This is a genomic window from Pseudomonas sp. 3B-A001-10F (assembly GCF_056313565.1).
In genome coordinates, this window is the sequence record NZ_JBQYFW010000004.1 from 52,577 (window position 1) to 72,171 (window position 19,595).

Here is a 19,595-nt window from a genome sequence, read left to right on the forward strand (position 1 = left end):
GCGCCCGGCCTCTGTATCGCACAGACGCCGGGCGTTTTGCTGTCTGGCGTTCGGGTTTTCGGCTGAACCGCCAGCACGATTCTGAACAATTATTGTGTTCTGGATGTTGCTCTACGCTTGCGTGCAAAACTGCCTGACTAAGCTTGGCCGTTGCATGTGCATTGGCGGCCACCGTTACGAATGGGCAAGGAGGGCATTGCGACCCGGCTGGCCATGTAAGGATGCTGACGAATGCCGCGTATTGATGTTCCTGTATTGCATCGTGGTTTACGCCCTTTGTTCCGAGTCGCGCTGTGCAGCCAATTGCTCTGGCCGGCGCTGGCGTTTGCCGACACACCCTACGATCAGATGGTGCGCGATGCTCGCGCCGGGCAAACCACGCCTGCGCTAACGGTTTTGCGGCAGGTGCTACCCGGCCAGTCGACCACCGGGCAGATCAGCGATCACCTGCAAATCGCCAGTTGGGCCGGCCTCGATGCCGAAGTGGTGCAGGTTTATGAAATCCAGGGCCGCGACCGCGTCCTGCCGGTTCAGGCGCTGACCGCCACCGCCCGTGCCTATCGCAACCTCAAGCGCTGGGACCAGGCGACTCAGGTCTACAACAAGGCCCTGGCGCTGGAGCCGGATAACGCCGATCTGCAACTGGGCCTGGCCCTGACTCAGGCTGACGCCGGCAAGCCCGACGAAGCGGTGACCCGCGCCAAAGCGCTGGTGGCGGCCAAACCTGATGATCCGTCGCGCCGTCTCGCCTTGGGCTATGCCCTGACCCGTGACAACAAACCTTACGATGCCCTGTTCGAATACGATCAGGCCTTCAAGCGCGCCGGCAGCAAGCCGCAAGTCGCTCGCGAATACGTGGTTGCTCTGCAAAAGGCGCGTTTGCCGGAACCGGCGCTGCGTCTGGCCAATCAGCGTCCGGGGTTGATCGATCCGGTCACGTTGCGTCGCCTCGAAGGTGATCTGGCCGCCGAGCGCGTGCGTCTCGCCGAACTCGCCACCCGCAGCGAAAAAGAACGCTACGTCATCGCCGACCGTGCGCTGGTCGATTACGACAAACTGCTCGCCACCTGGACACCCGACGCCACAGCTCACGACGACGTCATTCGCTGGCGCATCGACCGCATGGGCGCACTCAAGGCCAGGGTACGCACGGCCGACGTCATCACTGAGTACCAGAAGCTGCAAGCCGAAGGTGTGAAGATTCCGACTTACGCCTTGCGCTGGGTAGCGGCGTCGTATCTGGATCAACGTGAACCGGAAGTCGCCGCGGACTTGTATCGCCAGGTGCTGTCGGCGCCGGACGCTGATGTCGGTGATCGCCTCGAAGACACCACCGCGCTGTATTACGCATTGCTGGAAAGCTACCGTGCCGATGAAGCGCGCAAAGTCGCCGAGGACGCTGCCAAGTCCCAGCGTCCGCGTGTCGAACTCAAAGGTTTGCCCATCGGCAATCCCAACCATGAATGGATGGACGCCCAGCAGTTGGCCGCGCAGGCCGGGACCTATGGTTCCGACTTGCCCCACAGCGAAGAACGCTTGCAGACGCTGGTCGATCAGGCCCCCGGCAATGTCGGCCTGCGTCTGGCCCAGGCTGACCTGTATCTGGCGCGGCAATGGCCGCGCCGTGCGGAAATCCAGCTCAAGGAAACCGAGAGCATGGTGCCGCGCGGCATGGGCCTGGAAGTCGCGCAGGCGCGCACGGCGATGACGCTGCAGGAATGGCGGCAGATGGATGCGCTGACCGATGACGTGGTCGCGCGTTTCCCTGATAACCGTCAGGTCCAGCGTGCAGCGCGCGAGCGCGAAGTGCATGACATGTCCGAACTGCGCGTTGAAGCCTACGGCGGCAAGGCCAATGGCGGCGGCAGTGGCGATGCCGGAGCCGTCAGTGGCAGCCGCGATTTTGGTATCCAGACCACCCTGTACAGCCCGCCGATCGATGAAGACTGGCGCGTGTTCGCCGGGGCCGGGTATGCCACCGGCGACTTCGCCGAAGGCACCGGGCACCACCGCTTTCAGCGTGTCGGCCTGGAGCGCCGCACTCGTGACATGACCCTTGAAGCCGAGGTGTCCAATCACGATTACGGGTTCGGCGACAAACAGGGCGCGCGTCTGGCGATCGCGCGCGACTTCAATGACCACTGGCAGTACGGCGGCAGCCTCGAATACCTTTCGGCCGAGACGCCATTGCGTGCGCTCAACAGTGACATCAAGGCCAATGGCGGCAGCGGTTTCATTCGCTGGCGTGCCAACGAAAGCCGCGAGTGGCGCCTGTCGGTAAGCCCGTCGCACTTCAGCGACGGCAACAACCGCGTTGAAGCCTTGCTCACTGGCCGCGAGGGCGTCTACAGCGCGCCGAACGTGCAGGTCGACGCCGGTCTGGAAGTCGGTACCAGCCACAACTCCAAGTCCGATGACGTGCCGTACTTCAACCCCAAATCCGACTTCAGCGTGATGCCGCTGGTCAACGTCAATCACGTGCTCTACCACCGCTACGAAACCTCCTGGAGCCAACAATTCCAGGCCGGTGCAGGCACGTACAGCCAGCGTGAGCACGGCACCGGCGGCATGGCCCTGCTCGGTTACGGCCAGCGTTATGCCTGGAACGACGTGTTCGAGGTGGGCGGTTTGTTCAGTGTGATCAACCGGCCTTACGACGGTGATCGGGAGACCGATCTGCGTCTGCTCGTCGACCTCACTTTCCGCTTCTAGAAGAGTTTGAAGATGCCTTTGATTTCGCGTTTCATCCTTCTGCTGGGAGCGCTGCTGGTCAGCGCCTGCGCCCAGCAAGCTCCGGCCTTTGCGCCGCCATCCGAGCGTCCGCTGGCGGCCAGCGAAAAACCGTGGCCGAAAAATCACGTGCTCGGCATCGCCTATCACGATGTTGAAGACCGCGATCCCGATCAGGCCGTGGTGGCGGTGCGCACCGAGCGCATGATCGAGCAGCTCGCGTGGCTGCGCGAGAACGGCTACAAACCGGTGACGGTCGACCAGATCATGGCCGCGCGCAAGGGCGGCCCGGAGCTGCCGGCGAAAGCGATCCTGCTCAGTTTCGACGACGGCTATTCGAGCTTTTACACTCGCGTGCTGCCGGTGCTGCGTGCCTACAACTGGCACGCCTTGCTGGCCCCGGTCGGCGTCTGGATCGACACGCCGCTCAATCAACCGGTGGATTTTGCCGGTGCGCCGCGTGCGCGTTCCGACTTCCTGACCTGGGAACAGGTGCGCGAAATCTCGCAATCCGGCCTGGTGGAAATTGCCGCGCACACCGACGCCAACCACAAAGGGATCCTGGCCAACCCGCAGGGCAACCTGCAGCCTGCTGCTGCGACCCGGCGCTATGACCCGGTGACCAAACGTTATGAGTCCGAGGCCGATTTCCAGGCACGGATTCGCATCGACGTGAACAACATCTCGGAAAAAATCCGCAAGGTCACCGGCAAGAAACCACGCGTCTGGGTCTGGCCGTATGGTGCGGCGGATGGCACATCGCTGACCGTGGTCGGCGAGGAGGGCTACGAAATGGCCCTGACGCTGGACGACGGTCTCGACGCCCTCGACAACCTGATGAGCAGCCCGCGCTTCCTGGTTTCCTCCGATCCCGACGGCGAGGTTTTCTCCAATAGCATCGTCGACGTGCAGTCGGATTTCGTCATGCGTGTGGTGCACGTTGATCTGGACAACGTCTACGACCCGGATCCGGCACAACAGGACATCAACCTCGGAAAACTGGTGCAGCGCATGGCCGACATGGGCGCCAACACGGTGTTCCTGCAAGCCTTTGCCGATCCGCAGGGCGATGGTCTGGTGCACTCGCTGTACTTTCCCAACCGTCACTTGCCGGTACGTGCGGATATTTTCGACCGCGTGGCCTGGCAACTGCGTACTCGCGCCAATGTGAAGGTGTTTGCGTGGATGCCGGTGCTGAGTTTCGGCCTTGATGCGAAGCTGCCGCGTGTCACGCGCTGGGATCCGAAAACCGGCACCACCGCAATCGATCCGGATCAGTACCAACGCCTGTCACCGTTCGATCCGGAGGTGCGGCGGATCATCGGCGAAATCTACGAGGACGTGGCGCGGCTGACCTCGGTCGACGGCATCCTCTATCACGACGATGCGATTCTGTCGGACTTCGAGGACGCCGGCCCCGAAGCGTTGAAAGCCTACGTCGCCCACGGTTTGCCAGGTTCAATTGCCGCCCTGCGCGATGATCCGGCGGCCCTGCAGCGATGGACGCGGTTCAAGAGCCGCTACCTGATCGACTTCACCAACGAGCTGACCGCTAAAGTCCGCGCCATTCGGGGCCCGCAGGTGCTGACCGCACGCAATATTTTCGCCGAGCCGATGCTCAATCCCGGCAGCGAAGCCTGGTACGCACAGAACCTCGACGATTTCCTGCAGACCTATGACTGGACCGCGCCGATGGCCATGCCGCTCATGGAAAAACAAACCCAGGCCGAGTCCGGCCCGTGGCTGGAAACCCTGGTGCAAACCGTCAGCAAGCGCCCCGGAGCCCTGAACCGCACGGTGTTCGAATTGCAGGCCCGCGACTGGACGAAAAAGGATCAGGCCGACATCGACGGCGCACATCTGGCGGACTGGATGGGCCGTCTCAAGCGTCAGGGCGCGACCAGTTTCGGTTACTACCCGGACAACTTCCTCGACAACCTGCCGGACCTGAAAACCGTAAGGCCTGCACTCTCCAACAAATGGAATCCATAACATGCTGGATAGACTGTTAGCCCTGCTTGTTCTGGCGCTCGTCCTCGGCGTGCCGCTGGGGCTGATCTTCCTGGTCACCGGGCAGTTCCTGATGGACTTCGTGTTCTTCTACCCGCTGTTCATGTCCGGGTTGTGGATTGCCGGTGGCCTGTATTTCTGGCTGCACTGGGAGCGCCACTGGCCGTGGCAGGACGACACCCTGCCACCGCCACTGGAAGGCGAGCCGCTGATCTCGATCCTGATCCCTTGCTACAACGAAGGCGACAATGCCGCCGATACGATCCACGCGGCGCTGGCCCAGCATTATCCGAACATCGAAGTTATCGCGATCAACGACGGCTCGAAGGACAACACCGCGCAAGTGCTGGATGCGCTGGCCAAGGAAGATCCGCGCCTGCGCGTGCTGCACCTGGCGGAAAACCAGGGCAAAGCCGTCGCCTTGCGCATGGGCGCTATCGCAGCGCGCAGCGAGTATCTGGTATGCATCGACGGTGATGCGCTGCTGGCGCCGAACACCGCAGCCTATCTGGTCGCACCGATGCTGGATAACGCACGCCTTGGCGCGGTGACCGGTAACCCGCGGATCCGAACGCGCTCGACGCTGGTCGGGCGGGTGCAGGTCGGCGAGTTCTCATCGATCATCGGCTTGATCAAGCGCACGCAACGGGTATTCGGGCGGATTTTTACCGTCTCCGGGGTGATCGTCGCGTTCCGCCGTACCGCGTTGAACCGCGTCGGTTACTGGAGCCCGGACATGATCACCGAAGACATCGATATCAGCTGGAAGCTGCAACTCGACCACTGGAGCATCTTCTACGAGCCGCGCGCGCTGTGCTGGATCCTCATGCCGGAAACCCTCGGCGGTCTGTGGAAGCAACGACTGCGCTGGGCGCAGGGCGGTGCCGAAGTGCTGTTCAAAAACATTCGTGGTATCTGGCAGTACCGTCACCGTTACCTGTGGCCGCTGCTGTTCGAATACTGCCTGTCGACCGGTTGGGCGTTCACCTTCCTGTTGTCGGTGATCTTCTGGGCCGTTGGCAAATTTGTGGTCATGCCGGAGGCGATCGCGGTGGATCACCTGATGCCGCCGGCATTTACCGGGTTGCTGCTGGCCTTCGTCTGCCTGGTGCAGTTCGCGGTAAGCATCGTCATCGATCGGCGCTATGAGCCGGGATTGGGCCGCACGATGTTCTGGGTGGTCTGGTATCCGTTGGTGTTCTGGCTAATCAGCCTGCTGACCACGTTGGTCAGCTTCCCGAAAGTCTTGTTCGGCCAACATCAGAAACGTGCGCGTTGGGTCAGCCCTGACCGCGGCATCAAACCGATTGGCGACGACGAAGAGGAGGTTATCAAATGAAAATCATCCGGACCCGCCAGCGGCCCTTTCTGGTCGTGATCGACGTGATCCTTACGGTCATTGCCTGGGTTGGCCTGCTGTTTCTGCTGATCCGTGGCTTGTGGCCGCTTATTGAGACTCACGCGGGCGGGCCGCTGCTTGATAAATCGGCGTTCGACGCGCTGGGCACCTTGCAGATTTATCTGTGGATTGCCTTGGTCAACGCGGTGATTCTGATTTCCTGGGCGCGCTATCAGCATCGCAAAAGCCGCAGCTTCGCCCAGCGCCGCTTGCCATCGCCGGTGATTGACGATGAAGGGCTGAGCAAGAGTTTCAAACTCTGCGATGAGCGCTTTCAGAAACTGCGCACGCCTGGGGTGATGACCATTCATAACGATCAGGAGGGTGACATCAGCCATGTGGTGACACATTTCTGGCCGGTTCATCCGCAGGAGTTGCCACCGCCGCTGGCACCACTGGAGCATCCGCGGGTGATCTTTCTGCATGCTGAAGATGACGATAATCGCGAACCCCTTCCCCGTTAACTAATCGTTCCCACGCTCCGCGTGGAAATGCCTCTAGGGACGCTCTGCGTCCAGTGACGCGGAGCGTCACGGGCTGCATTCCGACGCAGAGCGTGGGAACGATCAAGCGTAATCGCGGATCAATGTCCAGGCCTCTTCCATTGCCAGCGGTTGCTTCATCCGTTCGGCCAACAGCGCCATTGCACGTTCTTCTTCGCAGGCGACTGCAGCGACCAGCACACCGTTTCTGCCGAACAGACCGATAAAGGGCGGATTTTCGGGTTCGCCGAGAAACTCCACTTCATCCCAGTGTTCGGCGTGGCCGAGGTAGTCGTAATTCTTGCCGAAGTGCCAGGTCCAGAAAAACGGCACATCGAGGTAATGCTCCTCGCCACCCAGCATATTGGCAGCCGCGATTCGCGCATGCTGCTGGGCCAGGCGCCAGTGTTCGATGCGTTTCGGCTGGCCGTGAAACGGGAAAGTAGCGATGTCGCCGATCGCCCACAGGCCGTCCGTAACGCGCATACCGTCATCGACGCGCAATGACTGATCTTTTTCCCTCGGCAGTGACGCGAAGGCCTCGGTGGCCGGGTGCACACCGATCCCGGCCAGTACCAGATCCGCCGAAAGACGCAGGCCATTGTCCAGCAATACGGCCTCGACTTTGCCATCGCCGATGATCTCGGTGGCTGCGTGTTCGGTGATGAACTTCACCCCGTTCTGTTCGTGCAGCGCGCGGATCGCCTTGCCCACGGCTTCACCGAATTGTGCAGCGAAGGGAATCGCGTGGCGAGCCAGTACCGTGACGTCGAGGCCATATTGGCGTAGGGCCGATGCGCATTCGAGGGCGATGAAGCTGTCGCCGATGATCACCGCGCGTTGCTCCGGTCTGGCTGAGCTCATGATCTGCTCTGCCTGAGTTTTTGAGCGTAAAACGAACACCTGAGGCAGGTCGGCGCCGGGTAACTTCAGCGAGTTGGGCTCACCGCCAGTGGCCAGCACCGCGGCGTCATAACTCAGCGTCTGGCCGTCGATAAGGTGCAAGGTTTTGTTCGGCGCGTCGATTGCGCTGATTTCGCCTTGTTGACGTTCAATGCGCTGGTCTTTATAGAAATCATCTTCACGCAGCGGCGGTATTTCTTGCGGTGGCATCTCCCCGGCAAGGACAAATTTGCTCAGCACCGTACGGTCGTAACCCGCCCCCGGCTCGTGATCAATCATCACGATCCGGCCACCGAAACCCTTTTCCCGCAACGCCACCGCGCACGCTGTACCTGCCGCGCCGGCACCGACAATCACGAAAGTGCGCGAATCGTCCGCCGGCGGCGTATGCGGGTCGGGCAACGGCTGATCATCGACCCAAACCTCGTCGCCACGCAGCTCCAGCGGATAGCGCTTGAGGCTGTCGAGCGCCGGGGGCTCGCACAACGCACCATCCTCGGCGCGAAACGCAGCCTTGTGCCAAGGGCAAATCAGCCGTCCGTGACACAACGCACCGTCAGCCAGCGGTGCGCCGGCATGTGGGCATTCGCCCTGATAGGCACGTAATTGCCCACCGGCGCGCAGCAGCACGATCTTGCACGCGCCGATTTCAACTTGCAGGCCACGGTCTTCTGGGACATCGGCGATACGGGCGACACGGTGCACTGGCATGATCGGCTTCCTCGCGGGCATTTCTCTTGTGAGTTTGCGCGGTAGTGCGAGGTTCAGCCATTTGCTACTGCCACGGCGCGAACGGTACAGCTATAGTTTGCAAGCCGACGACGGCCCAACTGCACAAGGTGCTCCCGGAATGACCCGATTGACCTCTCTCAACCCATGGCTGGCGGCTCTCGCCGTCACCCTTTGCGTGCAGTTTCCGGCGCAGGCCCAGGAGCGTTTCACCCTGAACATCCCGGGTGTTTCCGATAACCGCCTGTTCACCTCGGCCGCGGCCAGCGATGCGCCCGGTTGCGGCGGCAAGAACCAGTCGCCGGCGCTGAGCTGGAACGCTGGACCTGTCGGCACCCAGAGCTACGCGATCGTCATGCACGACCCGGATGGCCAGAAAGGCCTGGGCGTCGATCACTGGATTCATTACGGCATCAAAGCCACCACGCACCAGATTGCAGCGGGCGTCGGTGCCAAATCCGCGCTCGAAGGTCTCGGCGGCACCAACAGCAAGGGCAACACCCATTACATGGGGCCGTGCCCGCCAGTGGGCGACAGTGCGCACCACTACATCATCCAGATCTACGCGCTGGATCTGGCCCCGGACGCCTTGCCCGCCGGTCTGACCCGCGCCGAGCTGATGGAAAAAATCAAAGGCCATGTGCTGCGCAACAGCAGTGCGGTGCGCCGTTATCACCGCTGAGAATATTTTTAGCGGCGTTTAACCCGAACTGAAAGGGCTGCCCGTCTCAGGGGATGAATGATCAAAATCATCCCGAGGTCAGCCCCCATGTCTCATTCTCTTTTGCGTCCTGTTGCGGTTGGTGTGCTGCTGGCGCTCGCCGGTTGCGGTGCTTCGTCCACACCCGATTCTGCTGCTGTGCCAGCGCCGGAGGAGCCTGAGGTGTTGGTTCAGCAGGAAGCAGTCATGGCCGGTGGGGCGATGGCCAAGCGTATGGCTTATCCTGCGCCCATCGCCAGTTTCGCGGCGATGCCGGCTGCAGACAGTTATCCACAGGGCTACCGTGACGAGCCGCGCGAGCAATATCAAAAACTGGCCGACAACCCGATCCACAGTGTCGTCGAAACCCCGGTTTCAACCTTCAGCGCTGATGTCGACACGGGTGCGTACGCTAATGTCCGGCGCTTGCTCAATCAAGGTCGACTGCCACCGGAAGGTGCGGTGCGCCTGGAGGAACTGGTCAATTACTTCCCCTACGACTACGCGCTGCCCAGTGATGGCTCGCCCTTCGGCGTGACCACCGAACTGGCCGCTTCACCGTGGAACCCGCACACGCGCTTGCTGCGCATCGGCATCAAGGCCTCCGACCGAGCCGTGGCGGAACTGGCCCCGGCCAATCTGGTATTTCTGGTCGACGTGTCCGGCTCGATGGATCGCCGCGAAGGCCTGCCGATGGTCAAAAGCACGCTGAAATTACTGGTCGATCAGTTGCGTGATCAGGATCGCGTTTCGTTGGTGGTGTATGCCGGCGAATCGAGAGTGGTGCTGGAGCCGACTTCTGGACGTGAAAAAGCGAAAATTCGTACAGCCATTGAGCAATTGACTGCAGGCGGTTCGACCGCCGGCGCTTCAGGCATCGAATTGGCCTACCAAATGGCACAGCAAGCCTTCATCCCCAAAGGCATCAACCGCATCCTCCTGGCCACTGATGGTGACTTCAATGTCGGCGTCAGCGACTTCGCCAGCCTCAAGCAAATGGCTGTGGATAAACGCAAAAGCGGGATTTCGCTGACGACCCTGGGTTTCGGTGTGGATAACTACAATGAACACTTGATGGAACAACTGGCCGACGCAGGCGACGGTAACTACGCCTACATCGACAATCTGCGCGAGGCACGCAAAGTATTGGTGGATCAGTTGAGCTCGACCCTCGCCGTGGTGGCGCAAAACGTCAAACTGCAGGTGGAATTCAACCCGGCGCAGGTCAGCGAATATCGCCTGCTCGGCTACGAGAACCGTGCGTTGAAGCGTGAGGATTTCAGCAATGACAAAGTCGATGCCGGCGAAATCGGCGCAGGACACACGGTGACCGCGCTGTACGAAATTGTTCCGGCGGGCGAAAAGGGCTGGCTGGAGCCGTTGCGTTACGGCAAATCTGACGCCGCTGTTTCGGCAAAGAGCGGGGAATTGGCAATGCTGCGTGTGCGTTATCAACAGCCTGAAGGTGGGAAAAGTTTGCTGATCGAGCGGCCGATTGCCAATCGGGTCACGCCTGCCAGCGAAGACCTGCGCTTTGCCGCTGCAGTTGCCGCGTTTTCCCAGCAGCTCAAGGATGGTCGTTACACCGGCGACTTCAGCCTGAAAGATACGGAGACACTGGCCCGTGGCGCGCGTGGCGATGATCGCTTTGGCCTGCGTAACGAGTTCGTGCAACTGGTCGAGCTGGCGCAGAGCTTGCGCAACTCAACTGTAGCGAGCGCACAGCCCACTGAACGACGGATTGAATAAGTGAGTCGTCTGAAAGGCTTCATCAGTCAGCTGTTTGCCTCGGCAGACAGCTCAACTGCCAGCAGCGACGAATCGCTGCTGGCGCGTTATCGCGAGGGCGACAGCGCGGCGTTCGAGATCTTGTACGCGCGCCATCGTCAGGGTTTGTACCGGTTTCTGCTCGGTTTGAGCGGCAAACCGGAACTGGCCGACGAGGTGTTTCAGGAAACCTGGTTGAGCCTGATCCGCAGTAGCAGTCAGCCACAAGGGCGGGCGACATTTCGGACGTGGTTGTTCCAGATTGCCCGTAATCGCCTGATCGACCACTGGCGCAAACACGGCGCCCGGCAACCGCTGCATGACAGCTATGACGAGCAAAATCACGCTGTCACCGATGAGGCGAACGATCCCGAACAACTGCTCAGCCTCAGTCGTGATAGCCAGCGTCTGGAAAGCGCCCTGCAAACCCTGCCCGCCGACCAGCGCGAGGTGTTCTTGCTGCGCGCCCACGGCGACCTCGACCTGGCACAAATCGCCAGCCTCACCGAAACATCGCTGGAAACCGTCAAAAGCCGCTTGCGCTATGCCCAGCAAAAACTGCGTCGGCTGCTGGCCGAGGAGGTACTGACATGACTGACGCCCGCCAGACACCCGAAGATTCGCTGATCAAGCATGTGCGCGAACAGCACAATGCCGAACCGCCAGCGCACCTTGATGCGTTCATCCTCAACGCTGCGCAGCGTCAAACCCCTGCGCCGAAACCAAGCCTGTGGCAACGCTGGGCGGATTTATGTCGCAAACCACGCTGGCAAGTTGCGTTCGCCAGTCTCGTCGGCGTGGCTTTGATGTTATCGCTGGTACAGCGCGCCCCTGAACCGCTGCGCCAGTATGACTACGCGCCAGCCCCCGAGCTTGCCGTACCGATGACCGACACGGACTCAGCGCAACTGCACCGATTGTCCGCTCCGGCCGGCGCCATGCCGGCACCTGCGCCGATGATGGAAATGGCGGCGCCGATGCAAGATCAAGCCATCAGCGCCGATGAAGCCAAATTCAGCAAACGCGCCACCGCCCCGGCCAACGGCCTCGACGCACAACTGCGCGAAGTCCTGCGCCTGCGCGAATCCGGCCAGTCGCAAGCCGCCGACAGCCTGTTCAACAACCTGCACAAACGCTACCCGAACACCGATCTCGACGCCCGACTCCAACAGCTGCAGAAAAAATGACCGCCTGACCCCTCAGCCATTTGGCATTGCCCCGCAAAAACGCGCACTATCGGGGCATTGCCGATGCGCTGGAGGACAACGTGGCAGCAAAAATTGACCGCATCGCCCAACTGCTCAACTGCCCGGAGAAGGGCGAAGAGATGCGGCGAGCGATTACCGAGACGCGTAAGGAATTTCTGCTGAATCAGCCGGAAGAGGATGTCGTTGATGAAGACGACGTTTTTGAAGAGGTTGAGGAGGAAGAGGATGACGATGATTACGACGAGTTCGACTGGACGACGGAGTAACGTCGTTCCGGTCCATTTGCGTCACCCACAAAAAAGCCCCGGACCATCACAGTCCGGGGCTTTCTCGTTTAAATCAATGGTGCACCAGGCGGGATTCGAACCCACGACCCCTGCCTTCGGAGGGCAGTACTCTATCCAGCTGAGCTACTGGTGCAGCGGGCGACATCATACCTAGGTCGACTCGGGGCGTCCATGCCGGGTTTTGGCGGGTATTGTCAGTGCGCGTGTCGGCAGAAAGCGCTGCATTCCATAAAGCGGTAACGTCCTGCAAAACCCTCGCTTGGCGCTTTGGCAGGGTTGATCTAAGGTTTTCCTGCGGCGGGGACTTTTGGCTCGTTGATCTGAAAAATTCCACAAACGCGGCGTTTTTGTTCTTTTTTTCGAACGACCTATTGTCCTTTACCCCCTTTGATCCTACGATCCGTTTGAGATTTCAAACGCTCGTTGACCGGGCGTTGAAGCGCCGGTGTTTCGAATCGTGCACGGTTGATGCGCCACGCCCGGTCACTGATTTCCCTGACGGCAGCCTTGCGAGGCGCCTTTCTACAATCATAATTTGCTCCGCGCAGGCCGCGGTGCTGTTAAGGAAAGCCGACATGCAGCTTAAAGACACCCTGTTGTTCCGCCAGCAAGCCTTCATTGATGGCGCTTGGGTCGATGCGGACAACGGTCAGACGATCAAGGTCAACAACCCGGCCACCGGCGAAATCCTCGGTACCGTGCCAAAAATGGGCGCTGCCGAAACCCGCCGTGCCATCGAAGCTGCTGACAAGGCGCTGCCGGCCTGGCGTGCCCTGACCGCCAAAGAGCGTGCCGGCAAGCTGCGTCGCTGGTTCGAACTGATGATCGAGAACCAGGACGACCTCGCACGCCTGATGACCCTCGAACAGGGCAAGCCGCTGGCCGAAGCCAAGGGCGAAATCGTTTACGCCGCTTCGTTCATCGAGTGGTTCGCCGAAGAAGCCAAGCGCATCTACGGTGACGTGATTCCGGGCCACCAGCCAGACAAACGCCTGATCGTGATCAAGCAGCCAATCGGCGTGACCGCCGCGATCACCCCGTGGAACTTCCCGGCGGCGATGATCACCCGTAAGGCCGGTCCAGCACTGGCTGCCGGTTGCACCATGGTGCTCAAGCCTGCTTCGCAAACTCCGTTTTCCGCTTTCGCGTTGGCCGAACTGGCCCAGCGCGCGGGTATTCCTGCGGGCGTGTTCAGCGTGGTCTCCGGCAGCGCTGGCGACATCGGCAGCGAGCTGACCAGCAACCCGATCGTGCGCAAACTGTCCTTCACCGGTTCGACCGAAATCGGTCGTCAACTGATGTCGGAATGCGCCAAGGACATCAAGAAAGTCTCGCTGGAACTGGGCGGCAACGCGCCGTTCATCGTGTTCGACGACGCGGACCTGGATAAGGCCGTCGAAGGCGCGATCATTTCCAAGTACCGCAACAACGGCCAGACCTGCGTCTGCGCCAACCGTCTGTACATTCAGGATTCGGTCTACGACGCGTTCGCCGAGAAGCTGAAAGTGGCGGTGGCGAAACTGAAGATCGGCAACGGTCTGGAAGACGGCACCACCACTGGCCCACTGATCGACGAAAAAGCCGTGGCCAAGGTGCAAGAGCACATTGCTGATGCCGTAGCCAAAGGCGCCACCGTGCTGGCTGGCGGCAAGCCAATGGAAGGTAACTTCTTCGAGCCGACCATCCTCACCAACGTGCCGAAAAACGCCGCTGTGGCCAAGGAAGAAACCTTCGGTCCACTGGCGCCGCTGTTCCGCTTCAAAGATGAAGCCGAAGTGATCGCGATGTCCAACGACACCGAGTTCGGCCTGGCCTCCTACTTCTACGCTCGCGACCTCGGTCGTGTGTTCCGTGTCGCGGAAGCGCTGGAATACGGCATGGTTGGCGTCAACACCGGGCTGATCTCCAACGAAGTCGCGCCGTTCGGCGGCATCAAGGCCTCGGGCCTGGGCCGTGAAGGCTCCAAGTACGGCATCGAAGATTACCTGGAAATCAAATACCTCTGCCTGGGCATCTAAGCCCTGTAAGAGACCGCTGCAAACGCAAAGGGCACGAGAGCGCTGTCCCTTTGCGTCGTTTCAAACCGGAATTTTCTCTGCGGCCAGGAACGCCGTGGCAGTCGATCATCGCATGCTGCCACCGTCGATTTCTCCCGCTAATCCTTGAACCACGCCGCCCGATGAGCGGCGAATGAGGACTGTAATGAGCAAGACTAACGCTGAACTGATGGCCCGTCGTACCGCAGCTGTTCCACGTGGTGTTGGCCAGATTCACCCGATCTTCGCTGAATCGGCGAAGAACGCCACCGTGACTGACGTTGAAGGTCGTGAATTCATCGACTTCGCCGGCGGTATCGCGGTACTGAACACCGGCCACGTGCACCCGAAAATCATCGCCGCCGTGACCGAACAGCTGAACAAGCTGACTCACACTTGCTTCCAGGTACTGGCTTACGAGCCGTACGTTGAGCTGTGCGAGAAAATCAACGCCAAGGTGCCAGGTGATTTCGCCAAGAAAACCCTGCTGGTCACCACCGGTTCCGAAGCCGTTGAAAACGCCGTGAAAATCGCCCGTGCCGCCACTGGCCGCGCTGGCGTGATCGCCTTCACCGGCGCTTACCACGGTCGCACCATGATGACCCTGGGCCTGACCGGTAAAGTCGTGCCGTACTCGGCCGGCATGGGCCTGATGCCAGGCGGCATCTTCCGCGCGCTGTACCCGAACGAACTGCACGGCGTGAGCATCGATGATTCGATCGCTTCCATCGAACGCATCTTCAAGAACGACGCTGAGCCGAAAGACATCGCCGCGATCATCATCGAACCTGTGCAGGGTGAAGGTGGTTTCTACGTTGCGCCGAAAGAGTTCATGAAGCGTCTGCGTGCCCTGTGCGACCAGCACGGCATCCTGCTGATCGCTGACGAAGTACAGACTGGCGCTGGCCGTACCGGCACCTTCTTCGCCATGGAGCAGATGGGCGTTGCTGCCGACCTGACCACTTTCGCCAAATCCATCGCAGGCGGCTTCCCGCTGGCCGGTGTGTGCGGCAAGGCCGAATACATGGACGCCATCGCCCCGGGTGGCCTGGGCGGCACTTACGCCGGTAGCCCGATCGCTTGCGCCGCTGCGCTGGCGGTGATGGAAGTGTTCGAAGAAGAGCAACTGCTGGACCGCTGCAAGGCTGTCGGCGAGCGTCTGGTTACTGGCCTGAAAGCTATCCAGGCCAAGTATCCGGTGATCGGCGAAGTCCGTGCCTTGGGCGCGATGATCGCGGTCGAGCTGTTCGAAAACGGCGACAGCCACAAGCCGAACGCCGCCGCTGTAGCGTCCGTTGTGGCCAAGGCGCGCGACAAGGGCCTGATCCTGCTGTCCTGCGGCACCTACGGCAACGTTCTGCGCGTCCTCGTACCGCTGACCTCGCCGGACGAGCAACTGGACAAAGGTCTGGCGATCATCGAAGAGTGCTTCTCGGAGCTGTAAGCCGCGCACTGTGTGATCGGATAGACAAAAAAACCCGCTTCGGCGGGTTTTTTTCGCCCCGTGAACCTATCAATTGCTTTAGCGCTGTATCGAATGGCCAGCATTGGCTAAGGTTCAGGCATTGCAAGGGAGAGCGCGCATGACTGCCGTTGATTTACCCGCCGTACCCCGAGTGCTGATTGCCGAGGCCGATCCGTGGTCCCGGGACCTGCTCAAACAAGTGCTCCTGAACGTGCGTTGCGATGCGCGGATAGACTTGTGCGCCGACGGGCAGCAAGCCCTGTCATTGCTCAGTGAAGTGCCGTATGACCTGGCGATCGTTGATTGGGAGTTGCCCGGCATCGATGGTTTGAGCGTGCTGCGCAGCGTGCGTCAGCGCAAACGCAACCCGCCGTTGCCGTTCATCCTGATGAGCAGCCGTAACGACAGCGCCAGCGTGCGCGAAGCGATTCCGTTGGCGCCGACGGCCTATCTGACCAAACCACTGAACATGGAAAGCCTGACCGAGCGTTTGCAGGGCTTGCTGCTGAATGCCGGTGAAGAGGTTTTCTGTGAAGTACCGGCATTGGCGCCGGGCATGACCTTGTCGGTGTTTCTCGAGCGACGTCGTGAGCAGGCTGACGGTGCGCCGTTGATGACCGATGTGCAGGTGGCGGTGAAGCGCAGCCTCAATCCCAATGGCCTCGATCTGAAGCTGTTGGAAGATGAGATCAAGACCGACCCACAAATCACGGCGGTGCTGATCGCTGCGGCCAACAGCGCGGCGCAGCACCATGGCGCGCCGGTGCAGACACTGGCGCAGGCCCTGCATCGGCTGGGCACCGGGCAGAGCATGAACCTGATTCTGGGGCTGGCACTCAAGCGTAGCGCCAGGCTCAGCGATCCATGTCTGGCGGACTATGCCGAACGTTACTGGGGGTTGTCGCTGCACACTGCTGAATATGCGCGCACCCTCGCGCGGCTGCTCGATCTCGATCAGGAACGCTGCTACTGCGCGGGCATGCTGCATCGCCTGGGTGATCTGGCGTTGTTGCGTTGTCTGCAGGAGTGGAAACAGGCCGGTGGAGAGCTGGATGAGTGGGAGGAGGTGGGCGACGCGCTGGCCGAGTTTGGTGCGGCTTATGGTTCGGCGTTGCGTACCCGATGGCGCCTGCCGCTGGAATTGCGGGAGCTGATTGCGTCGGTCTACCAACTCGGCGGCGGGGTGTATTCCCGTGAGGCGTTGGTGATGAACATGGCGGCGCAGATGGCGCATCTGACCGAGCATGAAGGCGTTGAGGAACTGGCGAAGAGTCGCACGGCGCGGTTGCTGAAGATTGGCTTGCCGGAATTGATGCGGATGCGCAAATAACCTGACTTACGCAAACCCCTGTAGGAGTGAGCCTGCTCGCGATAGCGGAGTGTCAGACACCAACGGTTCGTTTGACACTCCGCTATCGCGAGCAGGCTCACTCCTACAATGGATCTCTGTGTAGCTGAGATACGGGTCAGGCAGAAATAATGCGGTTCTTGCCCTGTCGCTTGGCCTCATACATCGCCGCATCCGCGCGGGCGAACAGGCTGTCGAGGCTGTCGTCGGTCTCGGTCAGACTGGTCAACCCCTGGCTGACGGTGATACCGAACGTCTGGCCATCATGGCTGAAACTCAACCGTTGAATCTCCTGCTGCAGCCGTTCCGCCACTTGCATGGCCATGTCCGGCGCACAACCGGGAAATACCGCTGCAAACTCTTCGCCGCCAATCCGCCCGAACAGATCTCCTCGACGTAATGACCCGCGCCCGCACTCGGCAATCCGCTGCAACACGTTGTCGCCTTCGGGATGACCGTAGGTGTCGTTGATCATTTTGAAATCATCGATATCCAGCAGCAGAAAGGCCATTTGCGCGCCCTGCACCCGCGCTACTTCGAACTCGCGATTGGCGCACTCGAAGAAGTGCCGGCGATTGCTGCTTTGTGTCAGCACGTCGGTAGTCGCCAAACGGTGCAGCTCGGTTTCCATCTGCTTCTTTTCAGTAATGTCTTCGGCGATGCCGACGATGATCACCGGCTGACCGGGTTCGTCCTGACGGTTGATGAAGCATTTGTCGCTGAGCCAGCGCACCTGGCCGTCGGCGGCGATGATCCGGTATTCGCGATCTTCCACCGCGCCTTTGTGCAGGACTTCGGCGAGGCTGCGTTCGGCGTAGTCTAGATCGTCGGGGTAGATGCTGTCGCGCCACTGGTTGTAGTCGGCGAGCAGCAGGCCGGCGGAACGGCCGAAAATCCGTTCATAGGCGGGGCTGACGTACAGCACCTGCCGGGTTTCCCAGTTGAAGGCCCAGAGCACGGCGTTGACGCTGACCAGCAAGGAGCTGAACAGCTGCTCGCGTTCGCTCAGTCGAGCGACTTCACCTTGGGCGTGCATCAACGCCATGAGGGTTTGCGCGGCTTCGGGCCACTGCGGGAAGGATGAGTCTTTTTGATTGTTGTTGACCATCGGCACAGATCTCAAAGGACGTGCCGCAATTCGACAACGGCCACAGTACAGCCCGCCGGGATGGCGAAGTGTCTTTGAGATAGGCGATTTTTGGCGAAGTTCCGAAGGGTGCACCCGGGAGCCGGGTGCACCGATCAACGGTCTCAGACCGCTGCAGGACGCAACGAGTAGGTTTTCAACTGATCAGCAAATTCGCGCAGGGACTGGATGCCGCTGGCTTCTGCCTCGTGAATCCACTCTTTGATGGCCGCGAGCATGTCGTGGCCATTTGCACTGGTCTTGACCCAGATCTGCTGCAGGGCCAGGCGTTTTTCGTAGATTACCTTCAGCGCCTGGCTGTGCTCGAGCATGGTCTGGATGCGCAAGTGATGGCGATCTTCCAGCAGGCTGGTTTCCCGCGACAGCAGACGTTTGGCGCGGTGGAACTGGTGACGCACCGAATGATCGACCTTGGCCAGCTCTTGCTTGACCAGCGGGCCGATTACCAGCTTGCGGTACTGGGCCATGATCTGGAAGCGGTTGTTGAGGATGGCCATCGCGGTGTCCATGTCCAGATTGCCCTTGCCTTCGACACGGTGGGCAATTGGCGCGACACGCTGGACCTTGGCCAGACGCAGGAAGCAGAAGACTTTGATCCATGCCCAGCCGAGGTCGAACTCCCACTTTTTCACCGACAGCTTGGCCGAATTAGGGTAGGTGTGATGGTTGTTGTGCAGTTCTTCGCCGCCGATCAGGATGCCCCAAGGCACCAGATTGGTCGCCGCATCGCGGCATTCAAAGTTGCGATAGCCGACGGCATGGCCCAGGCCATTGATCACGCCAGCGGCCCACACCGGGATCCACATCATCTGGATCGCCCAGATGGTGATACCGATGGTGCCGAACAGCAGGAGGTCGATGACGCCCATGATCGCCACGCCCAGCAGCGGGTAGCGGCTGTAGACGTTGCGTTCGATCCAGTCTTCGGGGCAGTTCTTGCCGTAGATGCGCAGGGTTTCCGGGTTCTGCGCTTCGGCACGATACAGCTCGGCGCCGGTGCGAAGTACGGTGGAAAGGCCTTTGATGACCGGGCTGTGCGGGTCATCTTCGGTTTCGCACTTGGCGTGATGCTTACGGTGGATGGCGGTCCACTCGCGGGTGTTCTGCGCCGTGGTCAGCCACAGCCAGAAACGGAAAAAGTGCTTCAGGCCAGCATTCAGCTCCAGCGAGCGATGGGCCGAGTAACGGTGCAGATAGACCGTGACGGCAACAATCGTCACGTGGGTCATCAACAGGGTGACCGCGACCAGAGACCAGGCCGACAAGCCAAGAAAACCTTCGTACCACATAGGCTATAGGGCCCTCGATAAAGATAAAAACAGCCGTTGCATTATCACCAAGCACACAGATAAAACCAGTCGCCCTTTCAGATAAGAGTCGCTGG

15 protein-coding genes and 1 tRNA gene are annotated in these 19,595 nt (G+C 60.6%); 12 read left to right on the forward strand and 4 right to left on the reverse strand.

All coding sequences use genetic code 11. The features are described 5' to 3' along the window. Window positions 1-231 precede the first annotated feature (231 nt). The 4 genes from pgaA to pgaD are packed head-to-tail and all read left to right on the forward strand — an operon-like array spanning window position 232 to window position 6,603. On the forward strand, window positions 232-2,712 hold the full coding sequence (gene pgaA / locus AC0ZWN_RS05770; RefSeq protein ID WP_476334362.1) for a poly-beta-1,6 N-acetyl-D-glucosamine export porin PgaA: 2,481 nt from the start codon (window positions 232-234) through the stop codon (window positions 2,710-2,712). 12 nt (window positions 2,713-2,724) lie between these two features. Further along, complete coding sequence (pgaB, locus tag AC0ZWN_RS05775) at window positions 2,725-4,722, forward strand: poly-beta-1,6-N-acetyl-D-glucosamine N-deacetylase PgaB (protein WP_476334364.1); 1,998 nt, start codon at window positions 2,725-2,727, stop codon at window positions 4,720-4,722. A 1-nt stretch (window position 4,723) separates the two neighbouring features. After that, window positions 4,724-6,079, forward strand: a complete 1,356-nt coding sequence (gene pgaC, locus AC0ZWN_RS05780) for a poly-beta-1,6-N-acetyl-D-glucosamine synthase (RefSeq protein WP_460410048.1) — start codon at window positions 4,724-4,726, stop codon at window positions 6,077-6,079. Next, window positions 6,076-6,603, forward strand: a complete 528-nt coding sequence (gene pgaD / locus AC0ZWN_RS05785) for a poly-beta-1,6-N-acetyl-D-glucosamine biosynthesis protein PgaD (RefSeq protein WP_476334366.1) — start codon at window positions 6,076-6,078, stop codon at window positions 6,601-6,603. The genes pgaC and pgaD overlap by 4 nt, the downstream gene beginning before the upstream one ends. Before the next feature lie 102 nt (window positions 6,604-6,705). Here the strand turns inward: pgaD and AC0ZWN_RS05790 are convergent, their stop codons facing one another. Further along, entirely contained in the window at window positions 6,706-8,235 is a 1,530-nt protein-coding gene (locus AC0ZWN_RS05790) for an FAD-dependent oxidoreductase (RefSeq protein ID WP_476334367.1), read from the reverse strand. Window positions 8,236-8,374: 139 nt separating this feature from the next. Between AC0ZWN_RS05790 and AC0ZWN_RS05795 the strand changes: the two genes are divergently transcribed. From AC0ZWN_RS05795 to AC0ZWN_RS05815, 5 genes are all read left to right on the forward strand, one after another. Further along, window positions 8,375-8,935 carry a YbhB/YbcL family Raf kinase inhibitor-like protein gene (locus tag AC0ZWN_RS05795; protein ID WP_093440364.1) on the forward strand — a complete coding sequence of 187 codons (561 nt, stop codon included), beginning with the start codon at window positions 8,375-8,377 and terminating at the stop codon, window positions 8,933-8,935. An 87-nt stretch (window positions 8,936-9,022) separates the two neighbouring features. Further along, window positions 9,023-10,702 (forward strand): vWA domain-containing protein, encoded by a 1,680-nt coding sequence (locus tag AC0ZWN_RS05800; RefSeq protein ID WP_476334368.1) that lies wholly within the window; start codon window positions 9,023-9,025, stop codon window positions 10,700-10,702. Window positions 10,703-10,732: 30 nt separating this feature from the next. After that, window positions 10,733-11,314, forward strand: coding sequence for an RNA polymerase sigma factor (locus AC0ZWN_RS05805; protein ID WP_476334499.1), 582 nt, complete (start codon window positions 10,733-10,735; stop codon window positions 11,312-11,314). Next, the gene (locus AC0ZWN_RS05810; protein WP_476334369.1) at window positions 11,311-11,907 is read left to right on the forward strand and encodes a hypothetical protein; all 597 of its coding nucleotides are present in this window, start codon (window positions 11,311-11,313) and stop codon (window positions 11,905-11,907) included. The genes AC0ZWN_RS05805 and AC0ZWN_RS05810 overlap by 4 nt, the downstream gene beginning before the upstream one ends. A gap of 20 nt (window positions 11,908-11,927) precedes the next feature. Next, complete coding sequence (locus AC0ZWN_RS05815; RefSeq protein WP_460130502.1) at window positions 11,928-12,194, forward strand: hypothetical protein; 267 nt, start codon at window positions 11,928-11,930, stop codon at window positions 12,192-12,194. Between the two features lie 77 nt (window positions 12,195-12,271). On the opposite strand, the gene AC0ZWN_RS05820 is transcribed toward AC0ZWN_RS05815, so the two are convergent. Beyond that, window positions 12,272-12,348: transfer RNA gene (locus AC0ZWN_RS05820), tRNA-Arg, on the reverse strand. 442 nt (window positions 12,349-12,790) lie between these two features. Here AC0ZWN_RS05820 and gabD point away from each other — a divergent pair. From gabD to AC0ZWN_RS05835, 3 genes are all read left to right on the forward strand, one after another. Further along, a complete protein-coding gene (gene gabD, locus AC0ZWN_RS05825) occupies window positions 12,791-14,233 on the forward strand; it encodes an NADP-dependent succinate-semialdehyde dehydrogenase (RefSeq protein ID WP_093440380.1) in 1,443 nt (480 codons plus the stop codon). A 184-nt stretch (window positions 14,234-14,417) separates the two neighbouring features. After that, on the forward strand, window positions 14,418-15,695 hold the full coding sequence (gabT, locus tag AC0ZWN_RS05830; protein ID WP_007917687.1) for a 4-aminobutyrate--2-oxoglutarate transaminase: 1,278 nt from the start codon (window positions 14,418-14,420) through the stop codon (window positions 15,693-15,695). Between the two features lie 139 nt (window positions 15,696-15,834). Continuing rightward, window positions 15,835-17,046: an HDOD domain-containing protein gene (locus tag AC0ZWN_RS05835; protein ID WP_476334371.1), complete on the forward strand. Its 1,212-nt coding sequence runs from the start codon at window positions 15,835-15,837 to the stop codon at window positions 17,044-17,046. Between the two features lie 136 nt (window positions 17,047-17,182). Here AC0ZWN_RS05835 and AC0ZWN_RS05840 read toward each other — a convergent pair whose 3' ends face one another. Both AC0ZWN_RS05840 and desA read right to left on the reverse strand, forming a co-directional pair. Next, the gene (locus tag AC0ZWN_RS05840; RefSeq protein ID WP_476334372.1) at window positions 17,183-18,172 is read right to left on the reverse strand and encodes a GGDEF domain-containing protein; all 990 of its coding nucleotides are present in this window, start codon (window positions 18,170-18,172) and stop codon (window positions 17,183-17,185) included. Between the two features lie 143 nt (window positions 18,173-18,315). Further along, on the reverse strand, window positions 18,316-19,500 hold the full coding sequence (gene desA / locus AC0ZWN_RS05845; RefSeq protein ID WP_034151820.1) for a delta-9 fatty acid desaturase DesA: 1,185 nt from the start codon (window positions 19,498-19,500) through the stop codon (window positions 18,316-18,318). Window positions 19,501-19,595: the final 95 nt, after the last annotated feature.

Excerpts from the sequence above, each read along its gene's own strand:
- pgaA (WP_476334362.1), top strand. The coding sequence starts at position 232 with ATGCCGCGTATTGATGTTCCTGTATTGCATCGTGGTTTACGCCCTTTG.
- pgaB (WP_476334364.1), top strand. The coding sequence starts at position 2,725 with ATGCCTTTGATTTCGCGTTTCATCCTTCTGCTGGGAGCGCTGCTGGTC.
- pgaC (WP_460410048.1), top strand. The coding sequence starts at position 4,724 with ATGCTGGATAGACTGTTAGCCCTGCTTGTTCTGGCGCTCGTCCTCGGC.
- pgaD (WP_476334366.1), top strand. The coding sequence starts at position 6,076 with ATGAAAATCATCCGGACCCGCCAGCGGCCCTTTCTGGTCGTGATCGAC.
- AC0ZWN_RS05790 (WP_476334367.1), bottom strand. The coding sequence starts at position 8,235 with ATGCCAGTGCACCGTGTCGCCCGTATCGCCGATGTCCCAGAAGACCGT.
- AC0ZWN_RS05795 (WP_093440364.1), top strand. The coding sequence starts at position 8,375 with ATGACCCGATTGACCTCTCTCAACCCATGGCTGGCGGCTCTCGCCGTC.
- AC0ZWN_RS05800 (WP_476334368.1), top strand. The coding sequence starts at position 9,023 with ATGTCTCATTCTCTTTTGCGTCCTGTTGCGGTTGGTGTGCTGCTGGCG.
- AC0ZWN_RS05810 (WP_476334369.1), top strand. The coding sequence starts at position 11,311 with ATGACTGACGCCCGCCAGACACCCGAAGATTCGCTGATCAAGCATGTG.
- gabD (WP_093440380.1), top strand. The coding sequence starts at position 12,791 with ATGCAGCTTAAAGACACCCTGTTGTTCCGCCAGCAAGCCTTCATTGAT.
- gabT (WP_007917687.1), top strand. The coding sequence starts at position 14,418 with ATGAGCAAGACTAACGCTGAACTGATGGCCCGTCGTACCGCAGCTGTT.
- AC0ZWN_RS05835 (WP_476334371.1), top strand. The coding sequence starts at position 15,835 with ATGACTGCCGTTGATTTACCCGCCGTACCCCGAGTGCTGATTGCCGAG.
- AC0ZWN_RS05840 (WP_476334372.1), bottom strand. The coding sequence starts at position 18,172 with ATGGTCAACAACAATCAAAAAGACTCATCCTTCCCGCAGTGGCCCGAA.
- desA (WP_034151820.1), bottom strand. The coding sequence starts at position 19,500 with ATGTGGTACGAAGGTTTTCTTGGCTTGTCGGCCTGGTCTCTGGTCGCG.